Source organism: Thermoflexibacter ruber (genome assembly GCF_900113045.1).
GTDB lineage: Bacteria > Bacteroidota > Bacteroidia > Cytophagales > Thermoflexibacteraceae > Thermoflexibacter > Thermoflexibacter ruber.
The window spans coordinates 1-21,121 of record NZ_FONY01000013.1 but is presented as its reverse complement, the minus strand read 5'-3'; the positions used below and the strand labels follow the sequence as shown (position 1 = coordinate 21,121).

Sequence of the window (21,121 nt, the reverse complement as noted above, 5' to 3'; positions counted from 1 at the left end):
CTGACCATATTTGGCTCTATGCAAATTCCCTTTCTCAAAAAAGTTGCCTACGAAATATTAGAAAAGTATAAAAATACTTTGTCTTCTATCCATTTGGTATTGCCTACCAACCGCTCTTGTTTGTATATGAAGCACTACTTAGCAGAGGTTGCCCAAGCATCTTTTATCTCACCTGAAATCATGTCTATCAACGACTTTGTGCGGAAAATTGCAGACGTAGAAGTCGCTGACAATGTGATTTTGCTTTTCGAGCTTTTTGAAAGTTTTTCTAAGACTGTGCAAGCTGAGGAAGCTGGAAATCTGGAAAAATTTGTGCCGCTTGGCTCGTCTTTGCTCAATGATTTCAACATGATAGACATGAACTTGGTCAATCCTGATGCTTTTTTTGACTACTTGGCAGAGGCAAAAGCAATAGAACGCTGGGCAAAGGAAAGTTTGGGCTGGGAAGAAGAGGAGGAGATTCAGGATTGGGAAAAACTCGAGGAAGCCAAAAGTAAAATCCAAGAAAAATACGCTAAAAGCGAAAATGCCCATGACTATTACGCCTTTTGGGGATATTTGAAAGACACTTACAACGACTTTAAAAACAAGCTATTAGCCAAAAATATGGCTTATCAGGGGCTGGCATTTCGCAGGGTGATTGACAATGTGAGCAAGTACGTAACAGAAAGCGATATTCAGCAAGCTATCTTTGTTGGATTCAACCAATTGACTAAGGCAGAGGAAGCGTTGATGAAGGAATTTTATAAGCAAAAGCGAGCTGATTTTTACTGGGAGATAGATAGCTATTACTTTGAAAATAAGGGGCATGAGGCGGGTTTTTACTTGCGAAAATATGCCGAGTGGGTAGGAGAAGAAAACTTGAAATGGGTGGACAAAAGGTTAAGTACAGAGCCTAAGCAAATTCATATTTTAAGTGTAAGTAACAAAGTTACTCAAGCCAAGCTAATAGGGGATATTTTAGAAAAAAAACTCATAGAAATTAGCAAAAATGCAGAGGAGAGAACCTTTAAAACTTCTATAAATCAAATAGGTATAGTACTTCCTGATGAAACAATGCTCCTTCCTATTTTGCACTCCCTCCCTGTGGTAGATAGAAATAAGCCTAACAATGCCCATTCTATTTCTCTCAAAGAACACCTCAACGTAACTATGGGCTTGTCGATTGACAAAACACCTTTGTTCTATCTCATTGATAATCTGTTCACTTTTCAGGAAAATTTGCAAATCATAGAGCAAAATGGAGAAAAATTTGTCAATGTATATTACAAAGACATCATCAAAATTTTGCGCCACCCTTTTATCCAATACTCTAAGAGTAAAGATGCCAAACTCTACGAAATAGTCAAAGATACAACTGAAAGGTTAAGTGAAATAGACAAAGAAGTAGGTGAAATAGAGCGGCAAAGCAAGCAAGCCGTAGAAAAAGGGAATTATGACCAAATTCAAGAGCATCTTGAAAAAATACAAAAAGACAACCTAATTTATATTCCCCTTTACGAACTCACAGAAGAATGGGGACAGTCTTTGCCTTTTTACAAAAAGATTTTTACTTTTTGGAAAAAAGAGGGAGATAAAAAAGTGGTAAGCAATGCTATCAAAGCCCTTTTCGACTTGGTATCGGTCTTGGTGGATTTGTTTGACGACGAACACAATGTCTTGGAAAATGAATATTTGTTGCAGTTTTATACCCTACTCAATAGGATTAATGACATTTTGGGTGAGAAGAAAAATGAGCTGACTATCAGGACTTTTAAGCAGTTTTTATATGAAAATATACGCAATGCAGCTGTGCCTTTTACGGGAGAGCCTCTTAGTCCTGTACAAATCATGGGTATGCTCGAATCACGTACTTTGGACTTTGAAACGGTCATTATTCCCTCCTGCAATGAGGGGATTTTGCCCAAAGGCAAGCTCATTGGCTCGGTGATTCCCTTTGATGTGCGGGTGCGTTTTGGGATTCCTACGCACATAGAGGGCGATGCTTCGTATGCTTATACCTTTTTCCGACTTTTTCACCACGCCAAAGAGATTTTTTTGATTTATACGACTTCCTCTGGGACAGGTTTAGGAGGAGCAGAACGCAGTCGCTATCTCACTCAGATTCAGGCAGAAATGTCGCAGTTGAGCAACTTGGAAATCAAAGAAAAACAGTTGATACTTTCCCTACCAGATTCTGCACAGCGAAAGACAGAAATCAAGAAAACCCCCGAAATCATCAAAAAAATTGAGGACTTTTTAGCCAATAATTACCAAAAAGATGAAAAGGGCGCAAAGCCAAAAGGTGGACTTACCCCAAGCGTGATTAATATGTATTTGCGAAATCCTTTGGAATTTTTCCAAAAGAAAATTCTCCAACTCAACGACCCCAATGAGATAGAGGAGGAGATGATGGCAAATACTTTTGGCTCTGTCATTCACGATTTTTTAGAGAAAAATTTAGAAAATTTCAAAGGAAAAAGCGTAGGGGAAAAGGAATTGATTGTATTGATTCAGTCAGATGAACAAATTTTGCAAGTCATAGAGGAAATCATCAAAACCCAAAAAGGTGGCATAGTTACAGAAAAAGGGAAGAATTATATTTTAAAAAGAATAGCTAATTATTTGATAAAGAACTTTGTAAAGCAACAAGCAGACAAAGAAACACCTTTATACATTGTAGAGCAAGAAAATCACCTATCTACTACGCTTTGGACTGAGCTGCCCTCTGGGAAAAAAGTACGAGTATTCCTTACAGGGAAAACAGATAGGATAGACATAGTAAAAGAACAGTTCCGTATCGTAGATTATAAAACAGGGACATTTAACGAAGCAGACCTCAAAGCCGAGGACAAAGAAACCTTGCTCCAAAATCCTGACAAAGATAAGGTTGTTCAGCTAATGCTTTACAAATATTTGCTTATCAAAGAGATGGAAAATTCTAAACGCTTTGATGAAAAATTACCCGATAAACTCTCGGGCAAAGAGGCTCTGGTAAAATTTCCTATTCTTTCGGGCTATTATTTTTTCCGCAAAATGAAAAAGGGATTTGTAGGCTACGAACTCAAAGACGAACCCCAAAGTATTCAAGAGTTTATGCCTTATATTGAGGACTTCATCCACGCCATAGTCAGGGATATGCTTGATGAGAGCAAGCCTTTCAAGGAAAGAGGGGGAGAAATCAGTGAGGATAGCGAAGAGGAAAGGAAAGATTAAACAAATTTATTTTTTTACTTATATTTATTCCCTATCTATTTGAAAAAGATTTTTTCAGAAAACCAGATACTCTAACCCAAAGAAAGTTCTTCTTTGTATTTGAAAAAAAGACTATGCTATTCATGCAGTTTAAGGAAAATGTTTTGATGTATTACAAAAAATAGATAAACCCTGAGCAAGAGTATGACATAAGAAACTTCACCACTCGCAATACTTGTTTACTTCCAAACCGACCTCCTGTCCAATTTTACCCTCAAAAGAGTTATCGGTTCTAATTACTATCTCCACATCACCTACCCGAGTAGTTACCTCACAATATGCTCCAAAGAAATGTATTTTGCTAACAATTCCTTTAACTTTATGACTTTCAATTACTTGCAGATTCTTTACTATCAAATTAATGTGTTCTGGTCTGATACCTATGGATTTGGCTTGCGCCCTGCTTACAGGAAAGTTCCCTATGGCAGTTTGCAAAGTTTGATTTTGCATACTCCCTGTCAGTACATTCATTTTACCAAAAAAACGGGCAACATAAGTATTTACAGGATACTCGTAAATATCCTTAGGGTAGCTACATTGCTGGAGTTTACCTTGCTGCATCACTGCAATCCTATCAGCTATTGCTAGTGCATCTTTGACATCATGAGTAACAAGGAGGGTAGTGGTCGCTGTTTGGCGAATAATTCGCAACAAGTCTTCGCGCACTTGCTCTTTGAGCATCTCGTCCAAGTTACTAAACGGTTCATCTAAAAGCAATAAAGCAGGTTGAGGGGCTAAAGCTCTTGCTAAAGCTACACGTTGTTGCTGTCCGCCAGAAAGCTCATGCGGATAGCGGTTTTCATAGCTTTGTAAACCTACTAAAGCAAGTATATCATGGATTATCTCTTTTTTATTTTGTACTCTATTCAGTCCAAAAGCGATATTTTCTTTGATATCAAGATGTGGGAAAAGCGCATAGTCTTGGAAAACCATGCCTACATGACGTTTCTCGGGTTTTATCCAAGTGGTTTTGTCTGCTACAATCTGGTTGTGGATAGTAATAGTACCCTCATCAGGGATTTCCAAGCCTGCAATAAGCCTCAGCAAAGTAGTTTTTCCACAACCACTTTCCCCTGTAATCGCTACAATTTCTCCTTTTTTAATTGCTAAACTAAAATCTTTTACAGCAAGTACTTGATTTTGAGAGTATTTTTTAGAGAGGTTTTGTATTGATAAAATATTTAATCCCACTACAAAAACTTTGTTTAGACTTAATAAAAATTTTAACAGCACAAATGTAGCAAATTCATCAGCAAACGTAATAGCTTGTATAAACTTTAAATTTTTTCTCCCTCATTTTCAACTACTCCACCCCATCCTAACTTTTCTCATTTCCATTTCTCCCAAAACAAGTGTAATTTCGCAAAATAAATAGTTTTAATAGTTAGAATAGCTAAATAGCTGGATACAAAAAAATAACTATCAGACTACTCAACTATTTAACTATCCAACTATTGTATTGTAATCGTATGCAACTAAGCAAATTAGAAATCAGGGGATTCAAAAGTTTTGGCGACAAGGTAACTATTCATTTCGAGGAAGGCGTAACGGGCATTGTGGGTCCTAACGGTTGCGGCAAATCCAATGTAGTTGATGCTATCCGTTGGGCATTGGGCGAACAGAGTACCAAAAGCCTGCGTTCCGACAAAATGGAAAACATCATTTTCAATGGCACAAAAAATCGCAAACCCCTCCAAATGGCAGAGGTGTCCCTAACTTTTAATAATAATCATAAAGGCAGTTTTTTGCGTGATAAAACGCAAAAAATGGATAGTATTGATAAAGAAAGAGTTGTCAGTGAAGATACTGACAACGGCAAGAACAACCAACAACCAACAACTAACAACAATCTCAAACAATCTCAAACAACCTCAAACAATGAGCAATTAACAACTAACAATCAACAATCATCAACCATCAACCAATACTCCGAAATCGTTGTTACCCGCCGCTACTACCGCACTGGTGAGGGTGAATACCTACTCAATGGCGTACCTTGTCGCCTCAAAGACATCAATAACTTGTTCTTAGACACAGGGATAGGGGCAGACAGCTATGCAATTATTGAGCTGAAGATGGTAGATGAAATCCTAAACGATACGCATGGAGAACGCCGCAGTTTGTTTGAGGAAGCCGCAGGAATTTCCAAGTTCAAGGTCAGGAAAAAGGAAACCATGAAAAAGTTGGGAGAGGCAGATGCGGACTTAGAGAGGGTAGAAGACCTACTTTTTGAGATAGACAAAAACCTCAAAACCCTTGAAAAACAGGCAAAACAGGCGGAACGCTATTTTAAAACCAAAGAGGAATACAAAAATCTGAGCATAGAACTTGCTAAGAAAGTAGTTTTCCAACAAAGGGAAAGATTAATTTCACTCAATCAGCAAATTACCCAAGAAAGTGATAAGAAATTAGCCTTGCAAATACAGATAGAAGCCAAAGAAGCAGAAATTGAGGCTTTGCAGTTGGATATTCTGAACAAGGAAAAACTTTTTTCTTCTCGCCAAAAGACGCTGAATGACCATATTAACAGAATTAGACAGTACGAAAGTGAGAAAAAAATTAAGTCAGAGCGATTAAAATACTTGCAGGACAGAAAGCAAAACATAGAAAATCAGCAAAGAACAGAAAAAGACAATATTGAAAAAATACAATTACAGATTCAGCAAATTTCCCAAGAAGAAAAATCAGCCAATCGCCAATTAGCAGAAGCAGAGGCACACTTGGCAAACTTAAAAGCGGACTATGAGAAGCAAAAACAAGTAGTTCAGGAAATTCAAAAAGAAGTCAGCGAACTAAACTTACAAATCAAAAGCAAGCAAGAAAACGTTTTTCAAGTAAAAAAAGTCTTAGAAATCAAGCAAATACAATACAATAGCCTGCGGATAGACTTAGAAAAAAACCTTTCAGGGGACAGCGAGTTTCAAGACAACATTGACCGATTTACTGATGAGATTGTAGCACTGAAAGAAGAAATCAGTGAGAAAGAAAATGAATTAAATAATCTTTTGCAAAAGGAAGAAGAACTCAAAGAGCAAATCACTGATTTACAAGCAGAAATAGAAGAAATTAGGGAAGATTTCGCCAAAAATAGTCGCAAGTTAGATGCCTTACAAAATGAGTATAATCTGACTAAATCCTTGATAGACAACTTTGAAGGTTTCCCAGAAGGCGTAAAATTTTTAAAGCAAAATGTAAGCTACATCAAAAATGCTCCTTTTCTTTCTGATATTTTTACTTGCGAGGAAAAGTACAAAATTGCAATTGAAAATTTCTTGCAGTCCCGCATGAACTATTTTATTGTGGAAACCCAAGAACAGGCTTTCCAAGCAGTGAATTTATTGAATGAGGCTTCGCAAGGTAAAGCAAACTTTTTCGTGCTGGAAGATGCAGAAAAAATTTTTAACAACAATCCGTCTAAAATCCTTTATGCTTTAAATGCTGAAAGTGAGGGAAGTATGATTCCTGCCATTCGCTTGATTGAGTGCGAAGACAAGTATTTTCCTTTGATGAGTTTGTTATTGGAGAATGTGTATATTGTGAATGAAGCCCCCCCCCTGCCCCCTCCTTCTGAGGGGGGGAACGTTTCCTCAGAAAATAATTTTACCTCTCCCTTTGGGGGGAAAGAGGGGGGCGTATTCATCTCCCTCAATGGTAAAGTCATTCGCAGAAAATACAGTGTTTCAGGCGGTTCTGTTGGACTTTTTGAAGGCAAGCGCATTGGCAGGGTAAAAAATTTGGAAAATTTGAGCAAAGAAATTGGTGAACTCAAAAAACTGATTCAAAACCACGAGCAGAGTATAGAACGCAAAGTCTATCACTTGCAAAAACTCAAAGAAGCTACTCAAAACGAGGCAATTACAAAGCTACAAGCAGAAATTGCCAAAGTGCAACAAGCCTTAGTTTCTGCCAAAATTCGCCAAGAACAACAATATGAGCAGTCCAAACGCCAAAAAATGAAAGTAGAGGAAATGCAAGAACAGTTGGCAATTTTGAAAGATGAAATCATTGACAGCGAGCCTTTGGTAACGGCAACTCAGCAAGCACTTAGCGAAATGGAACATCAATTGAGTGAAAAAAATCAAGTTTTATTTGCTCAAAATGACTTGCTTTCTCAAAAATCTACCATTTACAACGAAAAAAATATTGCCTTTTACCAACTCAAAAACAAAGTTGATTCTTTTAGCAAAGAATTGGCATACAAGGAATTAGAATTGGAAAAAACGCAAAAACGCATAGATACTTTTTCCCAAGAACTTTCCCAATTTGAGAAAGAAATTTTGCAGTTGAAGGATAGCATACTCTCCACAGAAGAAGACGATTATTTACTTAGATTATATGACGAAAGGGACAGCATAGAAGCAGGCGTAAAAGAATCAGAACGAGCCTATTACCATGCAAGAGGGGAGGTAGTAGAGATAGAAAAACTAATTCGTGAGCTACGCCGAAGCAAGGACATTGCCGATGCACTGCTCAACGAACTGCAAAACAAACTCAGCGAAAGTCGCTTGCAACTCTCCGCCGTAAAGGAACGCCTATCCGTAGAGTTTGAAATTGATTTAGAGGCAATTATGCAAGCAGAAGATGTGCAGATTAGCCCACTGACCGAAGAGTATCTGCGAGAGGAAGTAAAAAAGGCAAAAGAACGCTTGGAAAAAATTGGGCAAGTCAACCCGATGGCTATGGAGGCATACAACGAAATCAAGCAACGTTATGACTTCATCATTAGCCAAAAAGAGGACTTATTACATGCCAAAAACTCTCTAATTCAGACTATTACAGAAATAGATACGGTAGCAAGGCAGAACTTTACAGAAGCTTTCCAAAAAATCAGAACCAACTTTATAGAGGTTTTCCGTTCCCTATTTACAGAGGAGGATACCTGCGACCTCATACTCTCTGACCCCGAAAACCCTTTGGAAGCAGACATAGACATCGTTGCCAAACCCAAAGGAAAAAGACCGCTGACTATCAATCAGTTATCTGGTGGAGAAAAAACGCTAACCGCAGTTTCCCTGCTCTTTGCGATTTACCTTTTGCGCCCTGCCCCTTTCTGTATTTTTGACGAGGTGGACGCTCCCCTTGATGATGCCAATATCGACAAGTTCAATAACATCATTAAACGCTTTGCAGACTATTCGCAATTTATTATTGTTACACACAACAAGCGTACTATGGCAACAACCGACGTAATCTATGGCGTAACGATGTTAGAGCAAGGCGTTTCTACGGTAGTTCCTGTGGATTTGAGGGAGTTGGCTTAGACGCATTTTTTTATGGGACTTCTATCAAAGTTATGTATAATCAGTACCTTAATCTAATGACTTTACAATAATTTTGGAATACGGATTTAACTGATTAGGCAGATTTGCACTGATGAATTATCCTGAATCTGTGTCTTATCAGTAAAATCAGTATTATCTGTGTTCCACAAGTAGTCACTAACAATTTAGACAAATTAAAAATCTACGCCTTTAAACGTACTAATCTTTGAATTGATAGCCAAAGCGCTGGGTAATTTTTTGCTTAGGTAGCTCCTCTACTTTAATGCTCATTCTTACATCTTTCAAAGGGCGATTGTTCTCGTCCCTTTCTACACTCGCTATTTTATCTACTACTTCCATGCCTTGTATGACTTCCCCAAACACTGTATAGCCCATATCCAAGTGAGGTGTTCCTCCTATTTCTCTATAGACTTTTTTCTGATTTTCAGGAATTTGCCGTCCAATATTTGCTTCTATCTGTTCCAATTCTGCATCAGAGAGTGCTTTCTTTTGCACGATGTAGAACTGGCAACCACTTGAGGCTTTTTGAGGATTATTGTTTCTTGCAGCTGCCAGAGAACCTCTTTTATGAAAAATCTCAGGATTAAACTCTGCATCTATCATATACCCCACATCTCCCATGCCCAGCATTTCACCTTCTTGGGCATTTTTAGAGTTAGGGTCGCCGCCTTGAATCATAAATCCGTCTATGACCCTATGAAATAACAAACTGTCGTAAAATTTATTTTTTACTAACTTGATAAAATTTTCTTTGTGCTTAGGTGTTTTATCATAAAGCACCAGATAAATCTGACCAAACTCCGTAGTGATAGTAAGCAAATAATCTTTTTTAGGCTTTTGCTTAGAAGGTAACTTTTTCTGCTGAGCAAAAGCAGCAAATCCAGCAAATAATATCCATAAAAATAAAACTATTTTTTGTAAATATCTGATAGTCATGTTTTTAAAATTTATTTTTAAGTTGAGTGAATAACTTTCATTTGGCTAAAAGTTTTACAAAAATAAAAGTAGATTTGTATTTATGTAAGTAAAGTCATAAATATATCAATCGTTGATAGCTATACTTAATCTTGAATGTTTAAAAGAAAAATCAATTAGATTTATCCGTAGTAGTAATTTCTGAACAATATTTGCGATAAGAAGATTTTATATTTGACTGTATTAAGTGAACATAAATGCATTGCTTTATTAAATAGAGTTTTTGCTTATTTCTAATCAGTAAGCTAATTGAATAACTTTTTTTACATAATAACCTTAGAACACAGATTTTACAGATGCTACGGATTTTCACTGATAGATTACCAAAAATCTGTGTTTTATCAGTAAAATCAGTATTATCTATGTTCTATACATAACATTAATAAACAATTTAGATGAATTAATCATCTAAGCCTAAAAAATAATCTATTGAAAATCAAATAGTAAAATTCTAACAAATATGAATTCGCCAAAGCATCACCTATTTGTATTTTTTGGTGTTAGCCTTTTTTGGTTGCTTTTATTCCTCCTTACAGGGGTACTTTTTGCAGGTTTGCACTTAGACATAGATGCTTACAGTATAATGCTTCACTACTACAACAATGGAAAACCTATTGCAGAAGACCTACTCACTGTGTGGACTCAGATGAAAACCTATATGCTTGCGCCTGTGGGCATATTTTATGAATTAGTTTGTGCTAAATTCTTCGGAGCTAATATTTTTCCTGCCCGCCTGATTTATTTACTTTTAGGCATTTTTTCTTCTTTTTTGTTTTTCCTCACTGCCAGAAAGTTGGGCTTTTCTCTAAGGCTAAGTTTGCTTTTCCCTACCCTTGCTTTCTTTGGAGAGCAGTTCTGGGTATGGTACAATATCCACTGTCAAGAACCTATTGGCTTGTTTTTTATGTCTTTAAGTCTTTATTTGATAGCTATTGCCTCAGAAAAAGGATTTATCTTTGATGTATTAGCCATTTTGAGTAGCTTTTTGATGAGCCTGTCAAAAGAAAGTTTCATCTTAGTACTACCTGCCATCATCATTTTTAAATTTTATTTTTCCTATATTGTTGAAAATCAAAATATTAAAAAAGGTTTTTTAAAGTCTTTGCCTTTTGCTCTTCCTATTTTCTTGCTTTTCATTGCAGAAATTGCTTATGTATTGTTAGTGATGAAGGGAGGAGGCAGAGGGTATGCAGGAGTTTCTGCTTCCGTAAGTATATGGGCTTACGTCCAAAACTTTTTTGCCTTATTCTTAGCCAACGATGTCTATGTCTATCTATTTTGTGCTTTGCTTTTAGTTATTTTTCTAACAGGTGGGCAAATACTTGGCAATCTGCTTACTTTTCTTGATAAAAACTTAATTCTTATCCTTTTTATCTTAGCTATTTTGCTTCCCCAAGCAGTAGTCTATACGCAAACGGGCTGGCAGTCGCGGTACTACTTACCGTCTTTTGTAGGGGTTGCCTTTTTTTGTGTTATGGTTTTAGATTACCTAAAAAAATATGCCCCAGATGGTACATACGCACTTTATTTTTCTATGCTTGTTTTCTATATTGCCGTAGAGATGTCGCCCAAAATTTCAGATAACCCAAACCAAGCTTTTCGTTATGCCAAGAACTATGCGAGCTTTGCGGAACAGACTGAACTGCTTTTGCAATCTGTAGTAAGCCAAAGCCAAGCTAATAGTCTGATTTTGATAGTCAGCGACCCTGTGGAGAATGTGGTTGCTCCTATGAGTTTGGAGAGTTTCCTTGTCAATCTATACCAAAGAAAAAATATCAAGCATTACCCCATAAGTATTCCGTATCAACATTCAGAAATTTCTCAAACTCGAATCGCCAATGCCCGCAATGATATGGCACAGATTGCAGATAAGAATACCATAGAACAGATTATTATTATGCCTCATAGGGAAGCTCTTTTTCTGAAAGAAAGCCAAGCGTGGTTTGATACCACCCAATATCATCGCTTTGCTTTTTGGAAATTAGTACATTATGCAAAAAAGTAAACTTTTCTGCTAAACTTCCTTACTTTTTAGTTCCTCTGCCCAATTGAATCTATCGGAAGGGGAAAAAGCCCAAGGCGCAGAGTTATTCTCAATATTGGCAAACATAGAGTTCCATTGTGCTGGGGTGCCCGATTCTTCCATAGCGATATATTGGCGAACTTGTATGATAATGTCCAAAGGATTGATATTGACAGGACAAGCCTCCGTACAGGCATTACAAGTTGTACAAGCCATGATTTCTTCTTTGGTTATGTAATCTCCGTAAAGTGATTTGTCGTCTTGGTAGTCTTTCCCATGAAAGCGTAAGTTATTTCCTTTCTCCTCCATTCTATCTCTGGTATCCATCATTATTTTTCTGGGAGAGAGGAGTTTGCCTGTAATATTCGCAGGGCAAACCGAAGTACATCTTCCGCACTCTGTACAAGTGTAGGCTTCCATCAAGTTTTTCCAAGTGAGGTCTTCCACATCTTTTGCCCCAAATCTGCCAATATTTCCTGAATTTTCTACTGCTGCTGGGGTGGCTTCCGCAATACCTAACATAGACTTGACTTCCGCAGTAACTACGGGCATATTTTCTAACTTGCCTTTGGGTTCTAAATTAGAAAAATAGGTGTTGGGAAATGAAAGGGCTATGTGCAAGTGCTTAGAGTAGGTTACATAAATCCCAAAGCCCATAATTCCTAAAATATGTACCCACCAAGCAATCCTTTCTAAATAAAATAAACTCGTGGTGTCCCAATCCCTATACAAAGGAATAAATATTTGACTTACTAAAAAACTACCTACGGCAGGATAATGCTCACTTACGTATTTGCTCTCAGCCCCTCTCGTTTGCAGAATGCTGTCTGTAGCATTCATAGTAAAGAGAAAAAACATCAATAAAATCTCAAAAATCAATATCAAGTTTCCGTCCAAGACAGGAAAGCCTTTCATTTCCCTTGACCAGAATCTTGGAATGAGGTGAGAGTTGCGGCGAATTAGAAAGACTACGCAAGTAAGCACTACGCCCAAAGCCAACAACTCAAAAAAATTAATCAATGTAGGGTACAGACCTCCTAAAAAAGGTGCAAATAAGCGATGCGTTCCCAACAAGCCATCTAAGATGATTTCTAAAATCTCAATATTAATGATAAGAAAACCTGCATAAATGACAAAATGCAGCAAACCTACTAAAGGACGGTCAAACATTTTTTTCTGCCCAAACGCAAACAGGAGCATAGCTTTCAAACGCTCACTTTTTCTGTCATTGCGGTCTAAGGGCTTGCCCATTTGAATATTGGTCTTGATAAAATTGATGCGGTCAGTCAGCAAAACCCCAAAAATAATAATCACTGCTCCGAACAAAATCTGCTGAAATAGGCTAATGAATATTTCCATAAGGCTTGTAAATTTTTAGATTGAATTTGCTAAAATATGCGTTAAAAACAAAATTTATTGGATTTTAAAATTATAATATTGCACTTTTTTTATTTTTCTCAAATAAAAATGTAAATATTTTGTAAAATAGGCAAATATCTCTTAATCTTGAAAACAGAAAGTACATTTTTTTTGTTTTCAAATTAAGTCATTAACTTTCTGTTTACCCATCTGTCTATACGAAAAATGCAAAAAGTCTAACTATTTACTTAAAGATAAACAACTTTCATAATTTTGCACTTTTTTTATCGTTATACTTGTTAGGATAAAAACAAAATATTATGTATTGATTCTACCTTAATTTTTTAACACTTTATATTAGATGTCAGTTACTTTGAAAACCAAAAATCCTTCATTGAATCAGAAAAAAGCACTTGATTCAGAGCGATTCATTCCAACAAGTGCAGGAAATCTCTCAGTCATCAAAGCTGAGGTTGCTGAGATACTGAGCCATATCAAAGATGTAGTTTTTCAGACTGATGAGCATTTGAATTATACCTATCTGAACGAAGGCTGGACTACTCTAACAGGGTATAGCATAGAAGCCTCTAAGGAAAAATTATTTTTCCAATTTGTGCATACTACCGACCTTGCCAAGTTTGCTGAAATCATAGATGTAGCGATAGCTCAAAGGGAATCTGTGGATACAGAGTTAAAACTTCTCCACAAAAGCGGTGAAACCATAGTAGTGCAGCTATTTTTCAAGCCTCTTTTCAATATTTATGGGGGTTTGACAGGCATTGTAGGTACGATGAAAGATATTACAGAAAGGAAAAAGGAAGAAGCACAACTCAAAGCGATATACGAAGCCTTAGAAAAGTCTGACAAAGAAGCACAAAGACTGAACTTGGAGTTGGAAACTTTCATGTATAAAGCCTCACATGACTTGTTGGGACCTTTGGCATCTATTCATGGCTTACTCGTATTGGCAAAAGCACAAAATAAACACAATCACCCAGAAACCAACAAGTACTTAGGACTGATTACCCAAAGTGCCAATCAACTTATGATTACTTTGGAAAACTTGCTGGAAATCACAAAGATAAAGCAAGGCAAGCCTCAACCTACTAAGGTAGATTTTCAGAGTATCCTTGATGAGATTGTTACTTTTCTTTCTTCTAATCCTGAGTTTAGCAAAGTGGCTTTTGAGTCTGAAATAAGTATTGAAGGCAACTTTATTAGTGATAAAAACCTAATTTTCAATATTTTATTCCGTTTGATTGAGAATGCTTTTGTTTATCGCCGTAGCAATATTTCTCCTATTATTGGCGTATCTATTATTGGCAATCCTATGCAAGTTACTATTCGCATTTCCGACAATGGGCAAGGAATGGTAGAAGAAGTCCAAGAAAAGATTTTTGATATGTTTTTCAAAGGTAGTGAACTCAATCATGGTAGCGGATTAGGATTGTATATTGTAAAAAATGTATTGGAAAAACTAAACGGCACTATCCAAGTAGAAAGCCAAGAACGCAAAGGTTCTACTTTTACTGTAACTATCCCCTCTTTATCGTAAATATTGAAAATCCTTGCATTAATTTGAAAATTGCCTAAGTCTTTTATACCTTGCAACGTTTTTTTTAATCACTGATAGCTAATTACGAATTACTAATTTTTAATCATTCATTTAGAGGAACTTACCTTGATAATACTCATTGGTAATTGGTAATTTTTTTATTAGTCATTAATGATTCGTCATTAAATTTATTTTTATGAGCAAGATAAGAGCAAGCATCAAAGGTGTGCATGGACACGTTCCCGATTACGTACTTACTAACGCCGAGTTAGAAACAATGGTGGACACCAATGATGAATGGATTACAACCCGCACAGGCATCAAAGAAAGAAGAATTTTAAAAGGAGAAGGTTTAGGCACCTCGCACATGGTAGTAAAAGCGGTCAATGGACTAATAGAAAAAACTAACACCGACCCCGCAACGATAGAAATGGTTATCTGTTGTACCTCTACCCCTGACTTGATTTTTCCCGCCACAGCCAATATCGTAGCTACCCAAGTAGGGGCGGTAAATGCTTTTGGCTATGATATTCAAGCTGCCTGTTCTGGCTTTTTATATGGACTGACCACAGGTAGTCAATTTATAGAATCAGGTAGATTCAAAAAGGTATTGGTCATTGGAGCAGACAAAATGTCCTCTATCATAGACTATAAAGACCGAGCCACTTGCATTATCTTTGGCGATGGAGCAGGAGCGGTCTTATTGGAAGCTAACGAAGAGGGCAATGGCTTAATAGATTTTTGGTTGCGTTCGGACGGAAGCGGCGAGCCTTACCTGCACATGATGGCGGGTGGAAGCCGGCGTCCTGCCTCTCATGAAACCGTAGATGCAAAGCAACACTATGTTTATCAAGACGGCAAAACTGTATTTAAGTTTGCCGTTACCAATATGGCGTATGCCGCAGAGCAAGTAATGAAACGCAACAATTTGACAGGGGACGATGTAAACTATCTCGTGCCTCATCAAGCCAATAAGCGTATCATAGACGCTACAGCAAAGTCTATGGGCATCACAGACGAAAGCAAGGTGCTGATGAATATAGAAAAGTACGGCAATACGACTAATGGCACTATCCCACTTTTGCTTTGGGATTTTGAGCATAAGTTTAAAAAAGGAGATAACCTTATTCTTGCCGCTTTTGGTGGGGGCTTTACTTGGGGAGCGGCATATTTGAAATGGGCATACTAATCTTTCAATCTGGAATCATTTTAATTTGGAATTAAAAATATTTGAATATATCTCATTCCAGATTCTTAAATTCCAGATTATATATTGATAATTTATAATTAAAAAAACATGAGTGCAAAAGAACTTCAAGACTTGCTAAACTTTATAGCAAACTCAGGCTTAGATGAGGTAAACATCGAAGGCAATGACTTTAAAATAAGGGTAAAAAGACATTCTAACGTACAGCAAGTAATTACTCAGCCTGTAATTACTGCTCCTGTGGTGCCTCCTGTACAGCAGGTAGCTGTTACTCCTTCTGTTCCCGTGACTACTCCCGTAGAAACTAAGACAGAGAAAACAGCAGACAGTAGCGCAGGCTCGAGTAAGTTAGTCGCCATCAAATCGCCCATGATTGGTACTTTTTATAGGGCAAGTTCTCCTGATAAGCCTCCTTTTGTAAGCGTAGGAGATGAGATTACTGCTGGCAAGGTAGTTTGTATCATAGAAGCCATGAAGCTATTTAATGAAATAGAGTCAGAGGTTTCTGGAAAAATAGTCAAAGTTTTAGTTGAGAACGCCTCCCCCGTAGAGTACGACCAAGAATTGTTTTTAGTAGAAGTAGCCTAAATTATGAATTATGAATTATGAGTTATGAATTACTTGATTATCAAGTTAAAATAATTCATTTTCAAAATTTATTATTTATAATTCATCATTTATAATTAAAAAGATGTTTAGAAAAATATTAATAGCCAATAGAGGAGAAATTGCATTGCGTATCATTCGCACTTGCAGAGAGATGGGCATTAAAACGGTAGCAATCTATTCCACCGCAGACAGAGAAAGCCTGCACGTTAAGTTTGCAGACGAGGCAGTTTGTATCGGTCCCCCTGTCAGCAAGCAATCCTATTTGAATATTCCAAGAATTATCGCCGCCGCAGAAATTACCAATGCAGATGCTATACACCCAGGATATGGTTTTTTATCTGAAAATGCTGAATTTTCAAGCATCTGCCAAGAATATGGCATCAAATTTATAGGGGCTTCCCCTGAAATGATAAATGCTATGGGCGACAAAGCTACTGCCAAAGCCACCATGAAAGCGGCAGGCGTACCTACTATACCCGGTTCAGAGGGCTTGCTCTCCAGCGTAGAAGAAGGCATCAGCATCGCCAAAGAGGTTGGCTACCCTGTGATTTTGAAAGCAACCGCAGGCGGTGGAGGGCGAGGAATGCGCATCGTCTATGATGACAAAGGTTTTATGAAAGCATGGGAAGATGCTAAAATGGAAGCAGGTGCAGCATTTGGTAATGATGGCTTGTATCTGGAAAAATTTGTAGAAGAACCCCGACACGTAGAGATTCAGGTAGTAGGCGACCAAAGAGGAAAAGTCTGCCACCTTTCAGAAAGAGATTGCTCTATCCAACGCCGTCATCAAAAGTTAGTAGAGGAAACACCCTCTCCTATCGTTTCGCAAGAACTCAGAGATAAAATGGGGCAAGCCGCTATCAAAGGGGCTGAGTCCATTGGCTACGAGGGGGCTGGAACAATAGAGTTTTTAGTAGATAAATACGGGAACTTCTATTTTATGGAAATGAATACCCGTATCCAAGTAGAGCATCCTATCACAGAAGAAGTTACAGACTTTGACTTGATAAAAGAGCAAATCAAAGTCGCTATGGGAGAAAATATTTCTGGCAGAAACTATTATCCCCAACTTCACTCTATGGAGTGTCGCATCAATGCTGAAGACCCAGCACGCGATTTCCGACCAAGCCCCGGAAAGATTACAACCTTACATATTCCCGGTGGCAGAGGAGTAAGAGTAGATAGCCATATTTATGCGGGCTATGTCATTCCTCCTAACTATGATTCTATGATTGCTAAGCTCATCGTTTCAGGACAAACAAGAGAGGAGGTAATCGTAAGAATGAAGCGTGCTTTACAAGAGTTTGTGATAGAAGGAGTAAAAACCACCATTCCTTTCCACATTCGCTTGATGGACGACCCTAATTTCCGTGCTGGCAAGTTTACTACTAAGTTTTTGGATAATTTTAACTTTGAAGGATTATAAATGAACAAACAAATCAAAGTTTTTGCACCTGCTACTGTAGCTAATGTGGCTTGCGGATTTGATGTCTTGGGGTTTGCACTGAACGAACCGGGCGACGAGGTAATACTACAAACCACTGACAGCAATGAAGTTACTCTAAGCAAAATCACAGGCGACGGCGGAAAGCTCCCTCTCGATGTTAGTAAAAATACGGCAGCAGCGGTCATTAAGCACTACTTGGCACACATTGGGAGTAGGCAAGGCATAGACATTCAGTTGCATAAGCGAATGCCTTTGGGTAGTGGCTTGGGGTCAAGCGCGGCAAGTGCAGTAGCGGGTTTGTTTGCGGTCAATGAGTTATTAGGCTCACCTCTGACGCGAGCAGAACTCCTACCTTTTGCTATGGAGGGAGAGCGGATAGCCTCTGGGGCAGCTCACGCCGACAACGTCGCTCCTGCCCTTTTAGGAGGCTTTGTGCTGGTGCGTAGTTATAACCCTTTGGATATAGTAAGTATTCCTTTCCCCAAAGACTTGGTGGCTACGGTAGTACACCCACAAATAGAGATTCGCACCGAAGATGCCAGAAGCATTTTGAAAAAATCCATTTTACTCAAAGACGCTATTCAACAGTGGGGCAACATAGGCGGGCTGATTGCAGGGCTGATTCAAGGAGATTATGATTTGATAAAACGTTCCCTACAAGATGTCATCATAGAGCCTGTGCGTTCCTTGTTGATTCCAAACTTTGATAAAGTAAAGCAAGCAGCATTAGAAAGTGGGGCTTTGGGGTGTAGCATCTCTGGCTCAGGTCCTTCCATTTTTGCATTGAGCAATTCTTTGGCAATAGCTGGGGAAATTGCCTCTGCCATGCGTAAAGAACTCAAAGTCATAGGTATAGATTGCGACGTGTATATTTCTCCTATCAACAATGTAGGTGCGAGGGTACTCGGCGTACAACAAGAGAAGGGGGAAAACTTAGTTTTTACTCATTCAAGCTACGCCAATGATTAAAGTTTTCTGATTTTGTAAAAAAGCAAGTGAACTCTAAGAATTTTAAAAATCCTTAGAGTTTTCTTTTGAGCAGGCTTTTGCCCTTACAAGTTAAATAAGCCTTTGTTAAGGGCTTGGAGAGTGGCTTTCTTATCTTTGGTATCTATCAAAATAGAAACATTGTTTTTGCTACCGCCATAAGAAATCATTTTGAGCGAAATCTCAGAAAGGCTATTGAAAATTTTGCTTGCATAGCCTATTTTCTCTCCCATCAAATCGCCAACAATGCACACAATAGTTAAGTTATGTGCGACTTCTACGCTACTAAACTCGCTTAGTTCTTGGGTAATTGCCTCTAAGTTAGCGGTATTGTCTATGGTAACAGATACGCAAACTTCCGAAGTGGTAATCATATCTATAGGAGTTTTGTACTTTTCAAACACTTCAAAAAGTTTTCTTAGAAAGCCATACGCCAAGAACATACGCGTAGAGCGAATATTGACCATAGTAATATTGTCCTTTGCAGCTACTGCTTTGATGTCTGCCCCTTGGGATTCCCCTACAATGACCGTTCCTTTGAGCTGCGGTGCCATGGTATTGAGCAACCTTACAGGGATATTCTTGGCTTTGGCAGGGGTAATAGTCGCAGGGTGAAGGATTTTTGCCCCAAAATACGCCAACTCTGCCGCCTCGTCAAAGGAAAGCTGTGCTACGGGAATAGTTTTATCTACTATGCGTGGGTCGTTGTTGTGCATACCGTCTATATCCGTCCAAATTTGAATCTCCTCTGCATCAACCGCCGCTCCTATCAAAGAAGCGGAGTAATCGCTACCGCCTCGCTTGAGGTTGTCTATTTCTCCAAAGGAGTTTTTGCAAATATACCCTTGTGTAATAAACAATAGATTATCAGGGTATTTACTGAGTTCAATTTGTAAGTTTTCTGTGATAAAGTCCAATTCAGGCTCGCTGTTTTCATCAATACGCATAAATTCTAAGGCATCGAGCAGCACAGATTTTACGCCATTTTCTTCTAAAAATAGCTGGAACATGGCAGTAGAAAGCTGCTCCCCTTTTGCCAGTAAAATGCGTTCTTTCAAGTTGCTAAATTTTTCTTTTTCTTTGGCTAAGGAGCGAATATGCCCGAATTGATTATCTAAAAGACTACTTGCCCTCTCTTTGGTTTCATCGTTTTTATAGAGTTCGTCTATGACTTTGCGGTATTTGAGTTCCATTTCTGTAATAATCAATGCCGCTTGGGGGTAGTTGCGTGCATAGAGTTGCTCACAAATCTGCACCAAGGTATTGGTCGTGCCAGACATCGCTGAAAGCACAATGATTCTTTTTTGATTTTTAAGTTCTTCTGTATTAATGAGTTGATTTACTCCTTTCATTCTTTCCGCAGACCCTACGGAAGTTCCTCCAAATTTTAATACTTTCATTTTGTTTGGTTAGCTGTTTAGTTAGATAATGTGAATGTAGCGTTTTTTAAAAAACCCTGCAAAATAAATGGATTGTGAATTAAAAATGAAGAAATTGAGGCAAGATTTGAGGATTATGCTTTTTAAGTGGTGAAAGATGATAGTAGCTTGCATCAATGGAATGGACAGTACCATTGCCACAGAAATTTTAATTTCAAAAAGTCAGATTAGCAAGTAGTTGTGAATCATATTTTTGCTTACCTTAGATGTAGAGTGAATTACTTTAATAAAGCAATCAATATGAGTGAAATAAAGATTGACAAACAATTGACATTGCCAGAGTTATTATTAAGTGTAGAACGTCAAATACAAACCTTTGTTTATGAAGTTTGCTTTGTCTTTGATAGCGATAAGAACCTCATATTCAGCAAACAGGGAGAGGTTAATTTTATCAGATTTACACAAGAAGAATTGAACCTGCTTGGAAACAAATATTTCACTCATAATCACCCTAAAAATGGTTTTTTCTTACAGATATAGAGTTTGCTCATACTTGAAACTTACAGGAAATGAGAGTAGTTACTGAAAAAGAGGTATATGTAATGCACAGACCTTCGGACGGGTGGAATGAACCACAACTTATTCAACTGATAAAGCAAGAAAAAGAGCCTATCAAAATGGCTTATTTTCAAGATGAAATCTCTAAAATACAGTCAGATAAACTTTATCACGAGCAGGTACCCAAAAACTTAATACAAAAATTAGGAATAGCTTTAAAAACGATAAGATTATGGGATTAGTAGAAGAAAAAAATGTTTTTTATACTGAAAATGGTGCAAAGCAACTTTGGGATGATGAGTTAGAAGCAGCAAAGGCAGCGTATCTGGCAATGCAAGAAAAAATAAAAATGAGGCAAGCTATTTTAGAGCAGATTGTCTTAGTGCCAGACCCTTATATGGACATAGTACATCAACCGATTGTGCTAGTTTGGAATTTTCAGTAAAAAAGGTTATCTCTAAGGTGCAACCATAAAAAGAGATAACCTATGCACCAAATCGCAATTG

15 protein-coding genes are annotated in these 21,121 nt (G+C 37.8%); 11 read left to right on the top strand and 4 right to left on the bottom strand.

The annotated features are described in order from the left end of the window. Window positions 1-18: 18 nt before the first annotated feature. Window positions 19-3,195 (top strand): PD-(D/E)XK nuclease family protein, encoded by a 3,177-nt coding sequence (locus tag BM141_RS08575; RefSeq protein WP_091543941.1) that lies wholly within the window; start codon window positions 19-21, stop codon window positions 3,193-3,195. A gap of 198 nt (window positions 3,196-3,393) precedes the next feature. Here BM141_RS08575 and BM141_RS08570 read toward each other — a convergent pair whose 3' ends face one another. Further along, window positions 3,394-4,425 carry an ABC transporter ATP-binding protein gene (locus BM141_RS08570; protein WP_091544159.1) on the bottom strand — a complete coding sequence of 344 codons (1,032 nt, stop codon included), beginning with the start codon at window positions 4,423-4,425 and terminating at the stop codon, window positions 3,394-3,396. 278 nt (window positions 4,426-4,703) lie between these two features. Between BM141_RS08570 and smc the strand changes: the two genes are divergently transcribed. Next, on the top strand, window positions 4,704-8,495 hold the full coding sequence (smc, locus tag BM141_RS08565) for a chromosome segregation protein SMC (protein WP_091543938.1): 3,792 nt from the start codon (window positions 4,704-4,706) through the stop codon (window positions 8,493-8,495). A gap of 219 nt (window positions 8,496-8,714) precedes the next feature. Here smc and BM141_RS08560 read toward each other — a convergent pair whose 3' ends face one another. Continuing rightward, entirely contained in the window at window positions 8,715-9,452 is a 738-nt protein-coding gene (locus BM141_RS08560) for a peptidylprolyl isomerase (protein WP_091543936.1), read from the bottom strand. A gap of 499 nt (window positions 9,453-9,951) precedes the next feature. On the opposite strand from BM141_RS08560, the gene BM141_RS08555 reads away from it, so the two are divergent. Then, window positions 9,952-11,496 carry a glycosyltransferase family 39 protein gene (locus BM141_RS08555; RefSeq protein WP_143090856.1) on the top strand — a complete coding sequence of 515 codons (1,545 nt, stop codon included), beginning with the start codon at window positions 9,952-9,954 and terminating at the stop codon, window positions 11,494-11,496. Window positions 11,497-11,505: 9 nt separating this feature from the next. On the opposite strand, the gene BM141_RS08550 is transcribed toward BM141_RS08555, so the two are convergent. Further along, window positions 11,506-12,861: a 4Fe-4S dicluster domain-containing protein gene (locus tag BM141_RS08550; protein ID WP_091544156.1), complete on the bottom strand. Its 1,356-nt coding sequence runs from the start codon at window positions 12,859-12,861 to the stop codon at window positions 11,506-11,508. A gap of 373 nt (window positions 12,862-13,234) precedes the next feature. Here BM141_RS08550 and BM141_RS08545 point away from each other — a divergent pair, with 373 nt between their 5' ends. From BM141_RS08545 to BM141_RS08525, 5 genes are all read left to right on the top strand, one after another. Continuing rightward, window positions 13,235-14,428: a PAS domain-containing sensor histidine kinase gene (locus tag BM141_RS08545; RefSeq protein ID WP_091543930.1), complete on the top strand. Its 1,194-nt coding sequence runs from the start codon at window positions 13,235-13,237 to the stop codon at window positions 14,426-14,428. Window positions 14,429-14,624: 196 nt separating this feature from the next. Further along, window positions 14,625-15,617: a beta-ketoacyl-ACP synthase III gene (locus BM141_RS08540; RefSeq protein ID WP_091543928.1), complete on the top strand. Its 993-nt coding sequence runs from the start codon at window positions 14,625-14,627 to the stop codon at window positions 15,615-15,617. A gap of 108 nt (window positions 15,618-15,725) precedes the next feature. Further along, the gene (gene accB, locus BM141_RS08535; protein ID WP_091543924.1) at window positions 15,726-16,223 is read left to right on the top strand and encodes an acetyl-CoA carboxylase biotin carboxyl carrier protein; all 498 of its coding nucleotides are present in this window, start codon (window positions 15,726-15,728) and stop codon (window positions 16,221-16,223) included. 103 nt (window positions 16,224-16,326) lie between these two features. Further along, window positions 16,327-17,670, top strand: a complete 1,344-nt coding sequence (accC, locus tag BM141_RS08530) for an acetyl-CoA carboxylase biotin carboxylase subunit (protein WP_091543920.1) — start codon at window positions 16,327-16,329, stop codon at window positions 17,668-17,670. After that, window positions 17,671-18,660: a homoserine kinase gene (locus tag BM141_RS08525; protein ID WP_091543917.1), complete on the top strand. Its 990-nt coding sequence runs from the start codon at window positions 17,671-17,673 to the stop codon at window positions 18,658-18,660. A gap of 83 nt (window positions 18,661-18,743) precedes the next feature. Here BM141_RS08525 and BM141_RS08520 read toward each other — a convergent pair whose 3' ends face one another. After that, the gene (locus BM141_RS08520; protein WP_091543914.1) at window positions 18,744-20,078 is read right to left on the bottom strand and encodes an aspartate kinase; all 1,335 of its coding nucleotides are present in this window, start codon (window positions 20,076-20,078) and stop codon (window positions 18,744-18,746) included. Between the two features lie 279 nt (window positions 20,079-20,357). On the opposite strand from BM141_RS08520, the gene BM141_RS08515 reads away from it, so the two are divergent. Genes BM141_RS08515 through BM141_RS08505 form a run of 3 tightly spaced genes read left to right on the top strand, consistent with a single transcriptional unit; the run spans window position 20,358 to window position 21,060 of the window. Beyond that, window positions 20,358-20,597, top strand: a complete 240-nt coding sequence (locus BM141_RS08515) for a hypothetical protein (protein ID WP_143090855.1) — start codon at window positions 20,358-20,360, stop codon at window positions 20,595-20,597. Between the two features lie 29 nt (window positions 20,598-20,626). Further along, a complete protein-coding gene (locus BM141_RS08510; protein ID WP_091543908.1) occupies window positions 20,627-20,857 on the top strand; it encodes a hypothetical protein in 231 nt (76 codons plus the stop codon). Next, window positions 20,848-21,060 (top strand): hypothetical protein, encoded by a 213-nt coding sequence (locus tag BM141_RS08505; RefSeq protein ID WP_091543906.1) that lies wholly within the window; start codon window positions 20,848-20,850, stop codon window positions 21,058-21,060. Before BM141_RS08510 ends, BM141_RS08505 begins: the two co-directional genes overlap by 10 nt. Window positions 21,061-21,121 lie beyond the last annotated feature (61 nt).